This window comes from Peribacillus sp. FSL P2-0133 (genome assembly GCF_037975445.1).
GTDB lineage: Bacteria > Bacillota > Bacilli > Bacillales > DSM-1321 > Peribacillus > Peribacillus simplex_E.
The window spans coordinates 4,172,095-4,188,614 of record NZ_CP150254.1 but is presented as its reverse complement, the minus strand read 5'-3'; the positions used below and the strand labels follow the sequence as shown (position 1 = coordinate 4,188,614).

General features: G+C 39.4%; 18 protein-coding genes and 1 tRNA gene. All 19 read left to right on the top strand.

Annotated elements, in window-relative coordinates; genetic code table 11:
* The first annotated feature begins 274 nt into the window (after positions 1-274).
* The 19 genes from MKY17_RS20145 (at position 275) to MKY17_RS20055 (ending at position 16,259) form a co-directional block, all read left to right on the top strand.
* The gene (locus MKY17_RS20145) at positions 275-883 is read left to right on the top strand and encodes a succinate dehydrogenase cytochrome b558 subunit (protein ID WP_098370033.1); all 609 of its coding nucleotides are present in this window, start codon (positions 275-277) and stop codon (positions 881-883) included.
* A 70-nt stretch (positions 884-953) separates the two neighbouring features.
* Positions 954-2,705 (top strand): succinate dehydrogenase flavoprotein subunit, encoded by a 1,752-nt coding sequence (gene sdhA / locus MKY17_RS20140; protein ID WP_098370108.1) that lies wholly within the window; start codon positions 954-956, stop codon positions 2,703-2,705.
* A gap of 17 nt (positions 2,706-2,722) precedes the next feature.
* A complete protein-coding gene (gene sdhB, locus MKY17_RS20135) occupies positions 2,723-3,496 on the top strand; it encodes a succinate dehydrogenase iron-sulfur subunit (RefSeq protein WP_034308984.1) in 774 nt (257 codons plus the stop codon).
* Between the two features lie 263 nt (positions 3,497-3,759).
* Positions 3,760-4,239, top strand: coding sequence for a thioesterase family protein (locus MKY17_RS20130; protein ID WP_098370034.1), 480 nt, complete (start codon positions 3,760-3,762; stop codon positions 4,237-4,239).
* A gap of 106 nt (positions 4,240-4,345) precedes the next feature.
* On the top strand, positions 4,346-4,570 hold the full coding sequence (locus MKY17_RS20125; protein ID WP_028392149.1) for a response regulator transcription factor: 225 nt from the start codon (positions 4,346-4,348) through the stop codon (positions 4,568-4,570).
* Positions 4,571-4,792: 222 nt separating this feature from the next.
* Positions 4,793-5,236 carry a MarR family transcriptional regulator gene (locus MKY17_RS20120; protein ID WP_098370109.1) on the top strand — a complete coding sequence of 148 codons (444 nt, stop codon included), beginning with the start codon at positions 4,793-4,795 and terminating at the stop codon, positions 5,234-5,236.
* A 10-nt stretch (positions 5,237-5,246) separates the two neighbouring features.
* Positions 5,247-6,050: a glutamate racemase gene (gene racE / locus MKY17_RS20115; protein ID WP_098370035.1), complete on the top strand. Its 804-nt coding sequence runs from the start codon at positions 5,247-5,249 to the stop codon at positions 6,048-6,050.
* A gap of 303 nt (positions 6,051-6,353) precedes the next feature.
* The gene (locus MKY17_RS20110; RefSeq protein WP_098370036.1) at positions 6,354-7,433 is read left to right on the top strand and encodes a GerMN domain-containing protein; all 1,080 of its coding nucleotides are present in this window, start codon (positions 6,354-6,356) and stop codon (positions 7,431-7,433) included.
* A gap of 239 nt (positions 7,434-7,672) precedes the next feature.
* Positions 7,673-8,755, top strand: coding sequence for an endospore germination permease (locus MKY17_RS20105; protein WP_098370037.1), 1,083 nt, complete (start codon positions 7,673-7,675; stop codon positions 8,753-8,755).
* On the top strand, positions 8,752-10,227 hold the full coding sequence (locus MKY17_RS20100; protein ID WP_098370038.1) for a spore germination protein: 1,476 nt from the start codon (positions 8,752-8,754) through the stop codon (positions 10,225-10,227). Before MKY17_RS20105 ends, MKY17_RS20100 begins: the two co-directional genes overlap by 4 nt.
* Complete coding sequence (locus MKY17_RS20095) at positions 10,224-11,345, top strand: Ger(x)C family spore germination protein (RefSeq protein ID WP_098370039.1); 1,122 nt, start codon at positions 10,224-10,226, stop codon at positions 11,343-11,345. The genes MKY17_RS20100 and MKY17_RS20095 overlap by 4 nt, the downstream gene beginning before the upstream one ends.
* Before the next feature lie 215 nt (positions 11,346-11,560).
* Complete coding sequence (locus tag MKY17_RS20090; RefSeq protein WP_098370040.1) at positions 11,561-12,172, top strand: XTP/dITP diphosphatase; 612 nt, start codon at positions 11,561-11,563, stop codon at positions 12,170-12,172.
* 2 nt (positions 12,173-12,174) lie between these two features.
* Positions 12,175-12,687: a metallophosphoesterase gene (locus MKY17_RS20085; protein WP_141994369.1), complete on the top strand. Its 513-nt coding sequence runs from the start codon at positions 12,175-12,177 to the stop codon at positions 12,685-12,687.
* Positions 12,688-12,860: 173 nt separating this feature from the next.
* Positions 12,861-12,934: transfer RNA gene (locus tag MKY17_RS20080), tRNA-Arg, on the top strand.
* Positions 12,935-13,126: 192 nt separating this feature from the next.
* Positions 13,127-13,333, top strand: a complete 207-nt coding sequence (locus MKY17_RS20075; RefSeq protein ID WP_098370042.1) for a hypothetical protein — start codon at positions 13,127-13,129, stop codon at positions 13,331-13,333.
* A gap of 852 nt (positions 13,334-14,185) precedes the next feature.
* Positions 14,186-14,941, top strand: a complete 756-nt coding sequence (locus MKY17_RS20070; protein ID WP_098370043.1) for a DUF2087 domain-containing protein — start codon at positions 14,186-14,188, stop codon at positions 14,939-14,941.
* A gap of 18 nt (positions 14,942-14,959) precedes the next feature.
* Positions 14,960-15,316, top strand: a complete 357-nt coding sequence (locus tag MKY17_RS20065) for a GIY-YIG nuclease family protein (RefSeq protein WP_098370044.1) — start codon at positions 14,960-14,962, stop codon at positions 15,314-15,316.
* 365 nt (positions 15,317-15,681) lie between these two features.
* Positions 15,682-15,855, top strand: a complete 174-nt coding sequence (locus MKY17_RS20060; RefSeq protein WP_179890986.1) for a hypothetical protein — start codon at positions 15,682-15,684, stop codon at positions 15,853-15,855.
* Between the two features lie 44 nt (positions 15,856-15,899).
* Positions 15,900-16,259 (top strand): DUF202 domain-containing protein, encoded by a 360-nt coding sequence (locus MKY17_RS20055; RefSeq protein ID WP_098370045.1) that lies wholly within the window; start codon positions 15,900-15,902, stop codon positions 16,257-16,259.
* The last annotated feature ends 261 nt before the right edge of the window (positions 16,260-16,520 follow it).

The window sequence follows — 16,520 nt, the reverse complement described above, 5'->3', positions numbered from 1 at the left end:
GATATTAATAGATTAATTAATAATTTCTCCAAAATATATACTTGACAGATAAAAAATAGACAATTTAATCCAAAAAAATCTATTCTGAAAAAGAGATTTCTTGTATCCGTTTTCTTGACGCACATAGAAGTCAGGAGTAAAATGGACATGTCACATAATTGTAAAGGGAGTATAGAGGAGTTTTCTGACTCTATACTATATTTTCACGCGGAGATAAAAGGTAGCCACCAGATTATCTTTGCATGATTTTTCACAAATTAAGGGGGGGCACTTAGTGGCAAAAAATCGTGAGTTTGGGAATCGCAGGCTTCATTCACTACTTGGAGTTATTCCGATCGGGCTGTTCTTGTTGGAACATTTAGTTACCAACTATATGGCAACAAAGGGACCGGAATCATTTAATTCAGCAGCACATTTCTTAGAAAGCATACCGTTTCGTTATTTCTTGGAAATCTTCATCATTTTCTTACCTTTGATTTATCATGCAGTTTACGGGATTTATATCGCGTTTACGGCTAAAAACAATTTGGGTAGATTTGGATTTTTCCGGAATTGGATGTTCTTTTTACAACGTCTAAGCGGAATCATTACGTTGATTTTCCTTGTTTGGCATGTTTGGTCAACTAGAATTCAAGCAGCATTAGGTGCAGAGGTTGACTTTGACATGATGGCAGAGATTTTCTCTAATCCATTTATGATTGCATTTTATTTAGTTGGGGTCATTTCGACAATTTTCCACTTCTCTAATGGATTATGGTCATTTGCAGTGAGCTGGGGTCTGACAGTATCACCAAAATCGCAAAAAATCATGACTTACGTTACTTTGATCGTTTTCGTTCTTCTTTCTTATGTAGGGGTTAGCGCAATTTTCGCTTTCGTATAAGAAGATAGAGTTCATTTATAAGTATTAGGAAAAACATAGCTTGGCTAATGGAAATAAGGGAGTGACAGAATTGGGTAAAGGTAAAATAGTTATCGTTGGTGGAGGTCTAGCTGGATTAATGGCTACGATCAAAGCAGCAGAGCTGGGACAACAGGTTGATTTATTTTCTTTAGTGCCTGTTAAACGCTCTCACTCAGTTTGTGCCCAAGGCGGAATCAACGGGGCAGTAAATACAAAAGGTGAAGGGGATTCTCCATACATCCACTTCGACGATACAGTTTATGGCGGAGATTTCTTGGCTAACCAACCGCCGGTTAAAGCGATGTGCGAAGCAGCACCATCGATCATCCACATGTTTGACCGTATGGGTGTAATGTTCAACCGTACTCCGGAAGGTCTTCTTGATTTCCGTCGTTTCGGTGGTACTCAACATAGCCGTACAGCATTCGCTGGTGCAACAACTGGTCAGCAATTACTTTACGCATTGGACGAGCAGGTTCGCCGTTATGAAGTTGAAGGCCTTGTAACGAAATATGAAGGCTGGGAATTCCTTGGAGCTGTTATCGATGATGAGCAAACAGCACGCGGTATCGTAGCTCAAAACCTGACTTCAATGGAAATCAAATCATTCCCTGGCGACGCAGTCATCATGGCAAGCGGCGGCCCTGGAATCATTTTCGGTAAATCAACTAACTCAATGATCAATACAGGATCAGCAGCTTCCATCGTTTATCAACAAGGTGTAAATTATGCAAATGGTGAGTTCATTCAAATTCACCCGACAGCAATCCCTGGAGATGACAAACTTCGTCTGATGAGTGAATCCGCTCGTGGTGAAGGTGGACGTATCTGGACATATAAAGACGGAAAACCTTGGTATTTCCTTGAAGAAAAATACCCTGCTTATGGTAATCTTGTACCTCGTGATATCGCGACTCGTGAAATCTTCGACGTATGTATGAACATGAAGCTTGGCATAAATGGAGAAAACATGGTTTACCTGGATCTATCACATAAAGATCCTAAATTACTTGATATAAAACTTGGCGGAATCATTGAAATCTACGAGAAATTCATGGGTGAAGATCCTCGTAAAGTTCCAATGAAAATTTTCCCTGCCGTTCACTATTCTATGGGCGGACTTTGGGTGGATTATGACCAAATGACTAACATCAAAGGTTTATTCGCTGCAGGTGAGTGTGATTACTCACAACATGGCGGTAACCGTCTTGGTGCGAACTCACTTCTTTCTGCAATCTATGGTGGTTCAGTCGCTGGACCGAATGCCGTTAATTATATTGAAGGCCTTGATAAAACTTCAGAATCCATTCCTTCTTCATTGTATGAAGGGTACGAAAAACAAGAACAGGAGAAATGGAATGAAGTCATGTCTCTTGATGGTAACGAAAATGCGTACATCCTTCACAAAGAACTTGGTGAGTGGATGACACAGCATGTTACTGTAGTTCGTTACAATGACAAGCTGAAAGAAACGGATAACAAGATTCTTGAGCTGATGGAACGTTACAAGAAAATTAACATCAATGACACGGCAAAATGGAGTAACCAAGGAGCAGCATTCACTAGACAGCTGCAAAACATGATGCAATTGGCTCGTGTAATCACAATTGGTGCGTTAAACCGTGACGAAAGCCGCGGAGCGCATTACAAACCTGATTTCCCGGAACGTAATGATGAGGAATTCATGAAAACTACTATGGCAACATTCAAAGGCTTGGATCAAGCACCTGAATTCCATTATGAAGATATTGATGTATCACTGATCGCACCGCGTAAACGTGACTACACTACGAAACACTAAAGAGGGGGAGCAAAAAAATGGTTGAAACTAAATCTGAGACTAAAACAGTCCGTTTTATAATCACTCGTCAAGATACACCGGATTCAGCTCCTTATGATGAGGAATTCGAATTAGCGTACCGCCCGAATATGAACGTAATTTCCGCTCTAATGGAAATTCGTCGTAATCCAGTAACTGTACAAGGCAAGCACACTACAGCAATCGCATGGGACATGAACTGTCTTGAAGAGGTATGTGGTGCTTGTTCAATGGTTATCAATGGTAAACCAAGACAATCATGTACAGCTCTTATCGATCAATTGGAGCAGCCGGTTCGTCTAGCTCCAATGCGTACATTCCCTGTTGTTCGTGACCTGCAAGTCGATCGCAGCCGTATGTTCGACTCATTGAAAAAGGTAAAAGCATGGATTCCAATCGATGGAACGTACAATCTTGGACCAGGACCTCGTATGCCAGAAAAGAAACGCCAATGGGCTTACGAGTTATCTAAATGTATGACTTGCGGTGTTTGTTTGGAAGCTTGTCCGAACGTAAACAGCAATTCAGACTTCATTGGGCCACAACCATTATCGCAAGTTCGTTTATTCAATGCACATCCAACAGGTGCAATGAACAAAGCTGAACGTTTAAATACGATCATGGGTGACGGAGGACTTGCAAACTGCGGTAACTCGCAAAACTGTGTGCAGTCTTGCCCTAAAGGAATTCCTTTAACGACTTCGATTGCCGCGTTGAACCGTGATACTACGATCCAACAATTCCGTAACTTCTTCGGAAGCGATGAAGTTTAATAATGAACATGAAAGAACCTGTATCATATGATATGGGTTCTTTTTTTTCATTGTTTTACATACGTAGACTTGGTTGGAATCGACATTGTAATAACGATTTAGGATCGAAGTGTAAATGCGGCACCAAGCCAACGGTGAAGGATTTGATTAATGAAGTGAGCTTGATAAAATTAACCTGCTTCCGATAGAAAATCCTTTTCATTATCGCTGTTTTCTTATAAAATGAGTGAATAGTCATTCAATTCAGAAAGGGTGTGCACAAGTTGGGCAGAATATCATATATCGATAATATAACGGAGTGGATCAATGATTTTTCTTTTAAACATGAGATTAAGGTCCGCTTTTCGGAAACTGATATGTTTGGGCACTTGAATAACACGATTCCTTTTACTTATTTTGAGGAGGCTCGGATTGAGTATTTCAACAGTATGGGGTTCATGAAGGATTGGACCTCGGCTGAATGCGGTGAGATGCCGGTTGTTGCAAATTTACAGTGTGATTACCTGAAGCAGGTGTTTTTCAATGATCAGTTGACAATTCATGTGAAAGCTGACCATATCGGAAATTCTTCAGTGGACATACATTATATGGGGACCAAACAAGATGGTTCAATTTGTTTAACGGGCAGGGGGACGATTGTACAAGTCTCCAAGGCCAACGGAAAGCCAGTACCTTGGACGGAAGAGATGAAGCGATCGATGTGGCATACAGAGCTGAACATTCCTAAAAATATTTCCATTTAGACAAGTAAAAGAGTCACTCCATTGCCCTAGCCGACATACTATATCTTGACTAAATAGACACCCACTCCGGGTTTTATGCTGGTGAAGGCAAGGAGGGTAACATTACTTGAAGGAGAACGAATTCACTCATAAGCCACTACTCACCAAAAGAGAAAAAGAAGTATTTGAGTTACTAGTACAAGACAAAACAACAAAAGAAATCGCAGGTGAATTGTTTATTAGCGAAAAAACAGTTCGAAACCATATTTCGAATGCGATGCAGAAGCTTGGAGTTAAAGGACGTTCGCAGGCAGTCATAGAACTCCTTCGTATGGGAGAACTTAAGCTTTAATGTGTTAACTCTTAATACGTAAGCCTTATAAATAATTTCTCTCCCGTTTATTGGCAGCATATGAGGAAGGGCAAAGCAACTTGGTTGTTTTGACTTCTTTGGATGCTGCTTATTTTTATGTATGGGGTTTCATTATGCTTCCAGGTAATCAATCTTGAAAATCATTTCACTTTCATCCAAAATGGTAGTATGATAAGTTTCATGAAGTGGGGAGCTGTGTGTATGGATGAAGAGAAGCAGGCGGCATATGTAGCCGATATCGAGAGGGAATTGCGCTATGTATCGACATGGCTTAAACAAAGGGGAAGAGAAATTCTCCATGATTATAAAATTACCATTCCTCAATTCGTGGCTTTGCAATGGCTTTTTGAATCAGGCGACATGACGATTGGCGAATTGTCCACGAAGATGTTTCTCGCCTTCAGCACAACGACGGACCTGATTGACCGCATGGAGAAACATCAACTTGTTCAGCGTGTCAGGGATGAAAAGGACCGGCGTGTGGTTCGAATTCACCTTCTTGAAGAAGGTGAACGGATTATCGAAGAAGTAATTAATAAACGGCAGCAGTACTTGAGTGGCGTGTTAGTCAATTTTAACGAATCTGACATCAGGTCCCTCAAAGGGATTCTAGCAAAACTACATCTAGAAATGAAAGAAAAATGAGGCGAGTTTTTTGAAACAACCGATAGGCATCATTGATTCAGGGGTAGGCGGCTTGACAGTAGCTAAAGAAGTCATGCGTCAGCTTCCAAATGAAAATATAATTTACTTAGGTGATACAGCAAGATGCCCTTATGGGCCGAGGACTAAAAAAGATGTCCAAACCTTCACATGGCAGATGACGAGGTTCTTGATGAAGAAGGATATAAAAATGCTGATCATCGCTTGCAATACGGCGACTGCAGCTGTACTGGATGAGATCAGGGCAATACTGCCGATTCCTGTGTTGGGTGTCATTCATCCAGGGGCAAGGGCGGCATTGAAAGTTTCTGATTCCTTGCATATTGGCGTTATTGGTACGGAAGGCACGGTAAAAAGCAAAGCTTATGACGACGCTCTTGCCTCCATCAATTCCGATGTGAAAGTAGATAGTTTAGCATGCCCGAAATTTGTCCCAATCGTGGAAAGCGGGGAGTTTCAAGGGGGTATCGTCAATAGGGTCGTGGCACAAACCTTGAACCCGTTGAAGAAAACGAAGATCGACACATTGATCCTTGGCTGTACCCATTATCCACTGCTGGGGCCTGTAATCTCTTCCTATATGGGGGATGAAGTACAAGTCATTTCCTCTGGGGAAGAGACGGCCCGTGAGGCAAGTGTCATTTTGGATTACTATAAATTAATCAATAAAAGCAAGCTCCGTCCAGTTCATCGCTTTTACACAACCGGTTCAAGAGATATGTTTGGTTCCATCGCGTCGAGCTGGCTCGGTATTCATGTCAATGACATCGAAACAATTAAAATTGATCACTTATAAGGCTTCCATTTGGAAGTCTTTTTTTTCACGAGGGGAAAAATGAAAATATATTGTTATGTATATAGCTGCAAGCCAGGAAGGATATATCGCTAGAGAAGATGGAAGCATAGAATTGGCTTTAAGGGACAGAAGGGAAAGGGATTCGATTGTTCCAATCAGGATTTCTTGAAATCCCAATGAAGCTGACAAAGATACAGCAGTACGGGCAAGTTGCCCGGCTCATTATCAGAGAGAAAAATAATTGGTCTATTTTCCCCTAGGGCTCGTATAAATAGGAGTACAAACTGTCCTAGGAGTGATTTTATGTCCAATAAATCAAAAGTAACAATGGTTGTGACCATTCTGGCATCTTCTTTTTGGCTTTCGGGCTGCGGATTATTTGGCGGTGAAGAGAAAAAGGAAATTGATCCTCCAAAGGATGTTTCTTTAGTTGAGGATGAATCTTCTTTGAAAGAAACAGAAATGAATGGTGAGGAAAAGCCAGCTGCTGATGGAGAAGAGGGTGCTGTTGAATCAAAAACGGTGAAGACGGAGTTATATTTAATTGATAAAAGCGGGTATGTGGTTCCACAGACATTGGAACTTCCTAAATCGGAAGCTGTCGCTAAACAGGCCCTTGATTACCTTGTCAGTAACGGACCAGTCACGGATAAACTTCCAAATGGGTTCAGGGCCGTCATTCCTGCCGATACCCAAATAAGCGTGAACATTAAAGACGGAGTGGCTGTAGCGGACTTTTCACCGGAGTTCAAAAACTATCAGAAAGAGGATGAACTTAAAATCCTTCAAGCCATTACATGGACCCTGACACAATTCGACTCGGTCGATAAAATCCAAATGAGAATCAATGGTGAAGATATTTCCGAAATGCCGGTCAATGGCACACCAATAGATGAAAATATCTCAAGGTCGTCAGGAATCAATATCGATACGAGTGACGTAGTCGACATTTCCAATACAAAAGCATTGACCGTTTATTATGTAGGCGGTGACGAAGAGTATACTTATTATGTTCCGGTGACGCGCAGGATCAGTGAAACGGTGTCTGATAATGTAACAGCAGTCATTAAGGAATTAACGAAGAGTCCTTCGGGTTCTAGCCTGCAAACAGGGTTCATGAGTGATGTAGCTTTACTTGACGAGCCTAAAGTGGCAGAAGGTAAGGTCAGCCTCAATTTTAACGAAAATATCCTTGGAAGCTTTAAAGAGAAAAAGGTATCACAAGAAGTCCTTGATGCCTTGGTCCTTTCTTTAACGGAACAGAAAGGAATTGAAAGCGTTGAAGTACAAGTGCAGGGCAGCGCCGATGTTCTTAATGAAGAAGGAAAGAAATTATCCGAACCAGTGGTACGTCCAGAGAAAGTCAACACAGGAAGTTTTTAAGGAACGATATTATATTAGAAATAGCAGAATGAGGCAGCCTGAAGCTGTCTCTTATTTTTTTGCCTCCAGAATTGAATTACCACCCTTTTATAGCCCCTGTCGTATAAATCTTAATTATTGCATTAGATGAAAACTAATACCCCTGCCTGGCAATTTCTTGTACCGTGAGAAAGTTTTTACATAAATAAATTTTTAAAAGGGGAAATTACTTTTAATAATGCAATCAATGGGGGGATATTATGGATCAAAAGGTAATTCAGGCTGTACACATCTATGTTTTAATCATTATGAATACAGGATTCATGGTACATGTCCTGCTCCTTCCCAATATCTTAACCGCATCTCAACGCGATGCATGGGTAAGTGTCATAATTAGTGTTGTTCCCTGTATCGTTTGGACCCTATTTATTTTTTATATTTATAAAAAACTAGATAAAGAAGATATAATCGCTTTTCTAAAAAAATGGTCTACACCTTTTGTTACATATATTTTCACTATAGCATTTGGGTTGTACTTTATATTTAACGCCTTCATTACCGTCAAATTTACAGTGATTTGGGCAAAAGCTAATTATACTCATGACATCCCAAACATCGTAGTCGTTAGCCTATTCACTTTTATTTGTATTTTTGCAACTTATAAAGGAATACGCACCATAAGTACTTTGGCTCTCCTGTTCCTTCCGTTCGTCACGTTTTTTGGGATATTTGTGGGGCTGGGGAATACGAGTAATAAGAATTACGAATTATTGTTCCCGATATTTGAAAGCGGGTATCGCAATACTCTAAATGGTATTTTGTATACGAGTGCAGGATATTTAGAAATTATCGTTTTTTTATTTTTGACTCCTTACCTGAAAGATAAGCTAAAAGCCAAGTGGCTTTTATTAGTTGGTGTAATTTTAATCATGCTGACGTTAGGGCCCCTCATGGGAGCGATTGCAGAATTTGGTTCTGTGGAAGCAGTGAAAATGAGGAATCCAGCTTATGAACAGTGGAAGTTGTTAAGGTTTGGCTATTATATTACTCGACTCGATTTCCTTTCCATTTTCCAATGGCTTTCAGGTGCCATGATTCGAATAAGTTTATGTTTATTTATAGGATATAAATTAATCTCAAATTCAAAACATCAGAAGTGGATACTGCTTTCCCTATATTCAATGATTGTTTTTGGGACGCTAATCCATTGGGATGCCACTTCATTTTTTTATTTTATATACAAATATTACTTTCCAATCAGTAGTCTGTTTCTCTTAAGTGCTGCAATTATACTGTTATTCCTTATTATAAAAAAGGGAAAAGGAAAAGGTGAAACATTATGAGGAAGGGAAAATTGAATGGAACTCCTTCTTGCATTGACCAAATCCAAAAATGGTTCGAACATTCTTCTGATGTTGTTTTAAGAAAAAAAACATTCGATCCTGATGGTCGTTATTTGTTGGGGTTTTTATATGCGCCAAACTTAGTGGATATGCAATTTATCAATGAAGTGATACTGCCTACAATATCAAAAGCGGTTCAAGAAAATGGCGAATTAACAATTGATCTATTAAGCAATATTATGGAGTTCAGTACGCTAAAAAAAGACTCCGATTTAAAAGAGGAAGTAGAAAGCATTCTTTTTTCAGGAGACCTAATCATTATTAATGAATCTTCTAATGAAATTTACTATACCCCATTAGCTAATTCCCCTAAGCGCAGTCCGGAAGAGTCCAATATAGAATCTTCCATTCGCGGACCTAGAGATGGATTTGTTGAGAATATATCGGATAACATGTCTTTAATTCGCCAAAGGTTAAAAACGTCAACACTTAAATGCATTGAATATACAATCGGGAAAAGAAGTAAAACTAAAATATTGCTACTTTATATAGATGACATTATTAATCCCTCGATTCTTTTGGATATTAAAAAACGATTGGATTCATTAAAGGTTGATATCATAGTCAGCAGTTACCAAGTTGAAGAACTCCTATATGATACTCAACTTTCCATCTTCCCTTTAATGGATTATATCGGTAGACCGGACTATGTTGTTGAATCCTTGAATCAAGGGCGCTTTGCCATTCTGGTGGACGGGAATCCGACATGCTTGATCGGACCGACCAGCATTAATCAGTTACTGTATTCTGCTGATGACGCACATGCAAGTTTTTTTTATATTAGTTTCATGCGCATCATTCGTGTATTCGCCTTATTTGTAACGGTTGCGTTACCTGGTTTTTTTATAGCGTTAGTTTCCTATCAATTCGACCAAATTCCCTTTTCACTTCTTGCGACGATTTCAATCACGAGACAAGGATTACCGATACCTGCTTCGTTGGAGGCTTTCATGATGATCATATTGTTTGAACTATTTAAAGAAGCTGGTCTTCGCCTGCCGAAAGCTGTAGGTCCGACGGTTTCTGTATTGGGTGGGTTGATCATAGGCGATGCAGCGATTCGGGCAGGGCTGACTTCACCCTCCATGCTTGTAATAATAGCTGTTACAGTTCTCGCAAGCTATACCTTAATCAATCAGAATATTGCTGGGAATATCGTTCTTATAAGGTTATTCATATTTGCCTGTTCAGCGTTTTTAGGCTTGTTTGGATTCTTCATGGGAATATTCCTTATCTTGATTGTTGTGGTTTCCTTGGAAAGTTTCGGCCAGCCTTTTGTGAATCCACTTTCCAAACCAAATAAATCGGATATGTTAAAAGTCTTATTTAGGCTACCGTATGGGATGTTAAGGCAACGGAATCAAGCTATACAGTCCACTGATAATGAACCTCAAAAGGAGTCAAACAAATGAGAAAGCTAATTGCAGTCATGGTTATTGGCTGTCAACTTTTACTGACGACAGGATGCTGGGGAATGAAGGAAATTCAAGCGCAAACATATGGATCAGCCCTAGGGATCGATTATAAAGAGGGTGAATTCATCTTATACTTTCAAGCGTTGAATTTTGCGGATATTGCAAAACAAGAGGGGGCCGCTGTATTACAAGAAAGATCTACTGTTGTCATTGGGGAAGGTAAAGGGGAAAGTATCGAGGAAGCATTTACCGAATTAGAACAACATGCTGCATTACCGCTTTATATCGGGCATATTAACTCCTTCATTTTAAGTGAGAGTGTAATCAAGAATAAAATGAAGGATTTCATTGAATATGTAGGAAAAGAGCCCTTATTGCGATACAATTCATGGCTGTTCGTTACGAACGAGGATATTAAAAAGGTGTTTGACAGTAATAGTTTCTTTAATCTTCCTAACTTATTCACGATCATTCAAAGGCCAGAGACCGTTATTAACGAGAACTATTTCATTTCTCCGTTAAAATTCAGTGAACTGGTTTCGAAGTTTTATCAACCGGTTGGTTCCATTTTAATTCCCTCTTTGGTCATAAATGAGCATCATTACTCAGAGGGCGGGAAGGAAAAGAAGATACCAACGTTGAATGGCGGCTATGTTTTATCAAAACAACAATATAAAGGGTTCGTAAGTAAACAAGATTTGATAGGTTTAAAATGGGTTGAAAATAAGGCGACAGTGCTGTTCTTTTCGCTGAACGAACAAAAGGTAAGTGTTGAAATCATGGACCCCAATACAAACATCATGGTGTTGGAACAGCAAAAGAAACCCTTATATGATTTAAAGGTTAGAGCAAATGGAATATTGAAACAAAATATAGATGACCTTGATATGGAAAAAATCGAAAAAAAGGTAGAAATAAAAGTTAAGGAAGATATTTTGAAGACATTGGAGACAGGGAGAAAAATAAATACAGACCTTTTTAACATCAGTGAAAAGGCATACAGATACCATGTAAATAAATGGGATAATAAAATTATTAATTCCTTTGATAAGACTTCAATAAATAACATAAAAGTTAATATCCATATTGAACATAGTGAAAATTACAAACGTTAGATTACAAGTTACGGCTTATTGCAGATGAGGGAGTTGTGTTAGACTAAACTTATCTGGATAATTCAGCGGCAGTTGTTGAACGTGAAAGGCAGCGCTGAATTCGTCCGTTTGGCACTGGAGAAGAAGCGGCTTTTACATATAACAAGTTACAGCGGATTCTTTCTTAGCCCCAAAAGAGCTTCATGCCGATAAAATAAAAAAGGGTGAAATGATAAATGAAGACAGTAATCATTGCAACGAAAAATAAAGGGAAAGCCAAGGAGTTCGAAAGCTTATTCTCTGCAAAAGGATATGAAGTCAAAACACTTCTCGATGTACCGGATGCTCCTGATGTTGAAGAAACAGGCACGACTTTTGAAGAAAACGCGATCCTGAAGGCAGAGGCCATTGCCCATCAGCTAGACCACTTTGTCATTGCTGATGACTCAGGATTGATTGTAGATGCATTAGAGGGCCGTCCCGGCGTATATTCAGCGCGCTATGCTGGAGAGTCCAAGAGTGATGAAGCAAACACGGAAAAAGTCCTCCGGGAGCTGGAAGGCGTGCCAAAAGAGGATAGAACGGCGAGATTTTATTGCGCATTGGCACTAGCGTCACCTAACCAGGAAACGATTACGGTATCGGGAACGATGGAAGGCTTGATAACAGAACAGCCTTCTGGAACGAATGGATTTGGTTATGATCCCATCTTTTTTGTTGAGGAACAGGGTAAAACAAACGCCGAATTGACAAAAGAGGAAAAAAACAAAATCAGCCACCGTGCCAACGCATTGAGGGCTCTAGATGAAAAACTTGATCCATTTCTAAAAAGGGAAGAAGGAATGTGACGATGAAAGTGCTAATAATGAGTGACAGTCATGGCTTAACTCATGAAATCAGCATGATTGCCGACCGTCATAAACAAGAGGTTGCTGCCATGATCCATTGCGGTGATTCAGAGTTGGAAAAAAATGACCCTCATATGTCGGAGTTCTTAGCCGTTCGTGGGAATTGTGACTATGATTCGGCATATCCGAATGATATTGTGGAGAGTATCGCAGGCAAGCGTTTCTTCCTTACGCATGGGCACCTCTATAACATAAATATGACCTTGATGAACCTATCATATAAAAGTGAAGAGACAGGGGCGGATATTATTTGCTTTGGCCATTCCCACGCTGCGGGTTCAGAATTGATTGACGGCAAGCTCTTCATCAACCCGGGAAGCATACGGCAGCCGCGTGGACGAAAAGAGAAAACCTATGCCATTTTGGATATCGGAAATGACCAACTTGAAATCATCTTTTATGACCTTGAAGGAAAAATCGTTGAGGAATTAAGAAATGCTTATCAAATGGAATGATTTCATGTATAATGAACAGGAAGCGTTTTTCCCCGCTTCCTGGTTCATAAAAAAAGAAAAAAACTTTTTTTGAAAAACCGTTGACTTTCTTTTGATATCCTACTATAATAAGAAGTGTCCTAAGGGAACAGTTAAGGTAATACATAAGTTTTACCGCAACTTATATCATAAACGTCTCAGTAGCTCAGCTGGATAGAGCAACGCCCTTCTAAGGCGTCGGTCGGGAGTTCGAATCTCTCCTGGGACACTAACTTAAAAAAGCCAAAACCTTCTAAGGTTTTGGCTTTTTTCTTTTTTTGAGCTGTATAAGTTAATGAGGGTAATTTCGATTCGCTTTCTTTTAAAATGTTCGTATAACGATAAGAAGTTTTTTATTTCATATTTATCGCAGGTGGATGACCTTTTATGTCGAACTTGTTATAAATAAGGAGATGTTTAAATGAATAAAGATAGATTATTCAAGTTCATTCAAACTTCCACTCGGGGCAATTTCTTCTCAGTCGAAATAACCGAAGATGGAACTGAAGTAGTCCAATTAGCCAAGGAGTTAGAAAAAGAAGGAAGAATCAAGTTGAGGGAATGCACCCGAAAAGAACAAGGTGTTTATCTGGAAGGAATACTTAAGTTTGTGCCTAGCAATACTTAATGAGCTCTGACGGAGGAACTATATTAGGAGTTTCATATGATCCACAGTAAAAAGCATCCATGATCGGATGCCTCAGTTTGTAGACAAAAGGGGTTCGGAATTAAAAAATTCCGAACCCCTTTTGAAATTCCCTTTGAATTTTCGCCTTAAATTAAGAGATTGGGGCCCTGCGAGCCCACTATGTTAGGCGATGCCTAGAACTTTCCATGTCAATTGGCCATCTTCTTTAAATAAAGGAGCGAAAGTAAGCACCGCCTGCATAGGCAGTTTTTTAAGTCCCCTTAAAGTAGTCCAATGCAGCCTAAGAACCAACGATAAGTCATATTTGTTTCAATAAATCATAAATGAAAGAGAAGTCAATGGCAGCCTCAATTTTACGAATCAAATGGTTCGCCGACACTAGTTGATCTAAAGTAATCATTTCAAGTTGATTTCACTGAATAGAATCATGTTTAGAAAGGCACCCTCATCACCCCAAGTTTTAATAATTCTATTTTAAAACAATAAAGATCTTAGGCAAAAAGGTTCTATCTAAAAGTTAAAACAAAGTTGATTGGAGCAGGTGTGTGAGACTCCTGCGGGAAAAGTGAGTCCAAGGGAGACCCCGCAGGCGCGGAGGTGCCGAGGAGGCTTCCGGATCGCCCGCTGAAAGCGTGTGCCTGGAGAGGAAATCAACGTTTAAATTGTACAGTCTGAGGCATCCGTGATCGGATGCCTTTTTTCTATTTAATGTTTTTTTATGATTTCACGGTTGCTGGAGTTATAAAAAAATCAGGAAAAACATTGACATAAATCAAACAAATTAATATTATGTTTATTATATTATAAACTTTATAGGGAAGTGTTTGTTTTATGAAGGACGCTGAAATGTTTTGGAGCGCGTCTCAGGATGAGCTTAAACAAGGGTATATCGAAGGTGAGAATCAATATGTTTGTTTGCTGTGCGGAAATGCAATTGAAAAGGGGATCGTATACCCGAAAGATGGGATTCTTTATGAAGCGAAGAGGTATATGGGAATTCATATTGAACATGCACACCGCTCCGTTTTCGATTACTTGATTGATCTCGATAAGAAACTTACAGGTCTCACGGACCATCAAAATCGCCTTCTTCGCCTTTTTTACCAAGGGAAGAATGATGCTGAGGTTCAGGAGGAAATGGGGATTGGGAGTCCTTCCACCATTCGGAACCATCGCTTTGTGTTGAAAGAGAAAGAGCGTCAGGCTAAGTTGTTTTTAGCCCTGATGGAACTTTTGAAAGATAAAGATGAACATGCACCGGCATTTATCTCGCTTCATCAAAAAGCAAGGATGGTCGATGATCGTTATAACGTTACCGAGGATGAAAAGGTGACTGTACTGAAAAAATACTTCCCAAAAGGCAGTCAAGATGCATTAAAGTCTTTCCCGCCAAAGGAAAAACAAAGGCTGATCATTCTCCAAGAAATTATGAACCGTTTTGAAAAAGAGCGGAAATACGAAGAGAAAGAAATCAATCAAATATTGGGTGCAGTTTATCCTGATCATGTTCTATTGAGAAGATATTTAATAGAATATGGATTCTTGGATAGAAAGCCTGATGGGAGCCAATATTGGCTGAAGAAATGATGACTGGAGGCATGAAATATGGATCGTAAAAAAGAATTGAAGCAATTATATAAAGAAACGAAAATTGAAGCAGGTGTATACCAAATCAGAAATACGGTAAATAATAAAGTCTTTATCGGAAGCACCAGGAATTTAAAGACGTTGAAGGGGAAACAATTTGAATTGGAAGTCGGAACAAACACGAATAAAGTGCTGCAAGGTGAGTGGAACGAATATGGGAAAGATGCTTTTTCTTTTGAGGTACTGCAGGTATTGAAACCGAAAGAAACAGGATTCTTTGATGCTAAACGGGAATTGAAAAAACTTGAAGAAGAGTGGTTGGAAAAAATACAGCCATACGAAGAACGGGGATACAATAGAATGAAATCCAACTGACTTGTATGTAGCCTTTAGAGATTCTCCGTGATTCTAGGCCCCTAGTTATTGGTGGTTCCTTTATCCCCTTGGAGAGAGGGGGATTGGTGTCCTTATACACGAATTACTACCATTAAACAAGGGAACTTCGGGTCTGGGTGGGAAGAAAAATAAAAGAATACATGGGAAAGGATAAAAAGAACGGCTGAATTTGGGCGTATTCAAAACAGGGAGTCATTTATGGCTCCTTTTTTGCGGGAAGAAAATCAGGGGATCTCACTTGTTGTTAGTTTTTAAATGGTTTAAGCTAGTAATGAGGGAACTTATTAAAAAAAGGGGAAACCTATGGGGGACCTTCACTAAATAATTAATTTTAGGAGTTGCGAATGAAAAAAATAGGATGGACCATAACGGGGATAGGAACAATCGTTGCGCTGGGGGCATTGCTTTATCCTTTGAATGTTATTGATAAAACACTATGTATATATTTATTACTCGGCGGTGCAGGGCTAATGTTTGTCGGGTCTATGATCAGGGCTTTTCGGCTACTGAAAAGATGATTGATTTTTAAGGTTGATTAAAATCGTGCGATTAAGGTGATGACATGGAGAAAGACCAATTGAAATATGCCCAGCAGCATTTGGCTAATGAACGTACCTTCTTAGCGTGGATAAGAACGGTTATTGCGATAGTGGGGGTTGGTTTTCTTGCGACAAGCCTGCATTTTACGATTGGTGTGCATCGGGATGCCCGGATTGACTTGATCAGTATCGTGCTTGGGATGTTTGCGTGTGCATTGGGCCTTGTGATTACAGTTCTGGCGACATTCGGTTATCTTCAGAAGAAGCGGCAAATCAATGAAGGGACGTTCCGGCCTTCAAGTGCGCACGTGATTCTAATCGCTGTTTTTATGGTCATATTGTTATCGATGATCATTTTATATTTTGTGTTCATAAAAGTTTAAAACTGTCCTAACCTATATAGGGCAGTTTTTTTTAGTTTCTACTATTATATACTTATTCTTACATTATCATGGTAAGATTTCTTCCATTAATTAAATGCAATCAAAAACGAAAGCTTGAAAAATACTGTATTTCATTTTGGGTATGAAAGAATAATTAAAAACTTTTAAAAGCAATTTCTTTCAGTATTGTGCACGTCAGCCATGGAAAAACTTAGTTTTTACCGGAAGTGTATATCAGCTGCAAGGAAAAGATCAATCAAG

Bases quoted from the DNA above. Each gene is read 5' to 3' on its own strand.
- MKY17_RS20055 (WP_098370045.1), top strand. From the start codon at position 15,900: ATGGAGAAAGACCAATTGAAATATGCCCAGCAGCATTTGGCTAATGAA.
- MKY17_RS20110 (WP_098370036.1), top strand. From the start codon at position 6,354: ATGTCCAATAAATCAAAAGTAACAATGGTTGTGACCATTCTGGCATCT.
- MKY17_RS20060 (WP_179890986.1), top strand. From the start codon at position 15,682: ATGAAAAAAATAGGATGGACCATAACGGGGATAGGAACAATCGTTGCG.
- MKY17_RS20065 (WP_098370044.1), top strand. From the start codon at position 14,960: ATGGATCGTAAAAAAGAATTGAAGCAATTATATAAAGAAACGAAAATT.
- MKY17_RS20095 (WP_098370039.1), top strand. From the start codon at position 10,224: ATGAGAAAGCTAATTGCAGTCATGGTTATTGGCTGTCAACTTTTACTG.
- MKY17_RS20120 (WP_098370109.1), top strand. From the start codon at position 4,793: ATGGATGAAGAGAAGCAGGCGGCATATGTAGCCGATATCGAGAGGGAA.
- MKY17_RS20070 (WP_098370043.1), top strand. From the start codon at position 14,186: ATGAAGGACGCTGAAATGTTTTGGAGCGCGTCTCAGGATGAGCTTAAA.
- MKY17_RS20100 (WP_098370038.1), top strand. From the start codon at position 8,752: ATGAGGAAGGGAAAATTGAATGGAACTCCTTCTTGCATTGACCAAATC.
- MKY17_RS20085 (WP_141994369.1), top strand. From the start codon at position 12,175: ATGAAAGTGCTAATAATGAGTGACAGTCATGGCTTAACTCATGAAATC.
- sdhB (WP_034308984.1), top strand. From the start codon at position 2,723: ATGGTTGAAACTAAATCTGAGACTAAAACAGTCCGTTTTATAATCACT.
- MKY17_RS20090 (WP_098370040.1), top strand. From the start codon at position 11,561: ATGAAGACAGTAATCATTGCAACGAAAAATAAAGGGAAAGCCAAGGAG.
- MKY17_RS20075 (WP_098370042.1), top strand. From the start codon at position 13,127: ATGAATAAAGATAGATTATTCAAGTTCATTCAAACTTCCACTCGGGGC.
- MKY17_RS20105 (WP_098370037.1), top strand. From the start codon at position 7,673: ATGGATCAAAAGGTAATTCAGGCTGTACACATCTATGTTTTAATCATT.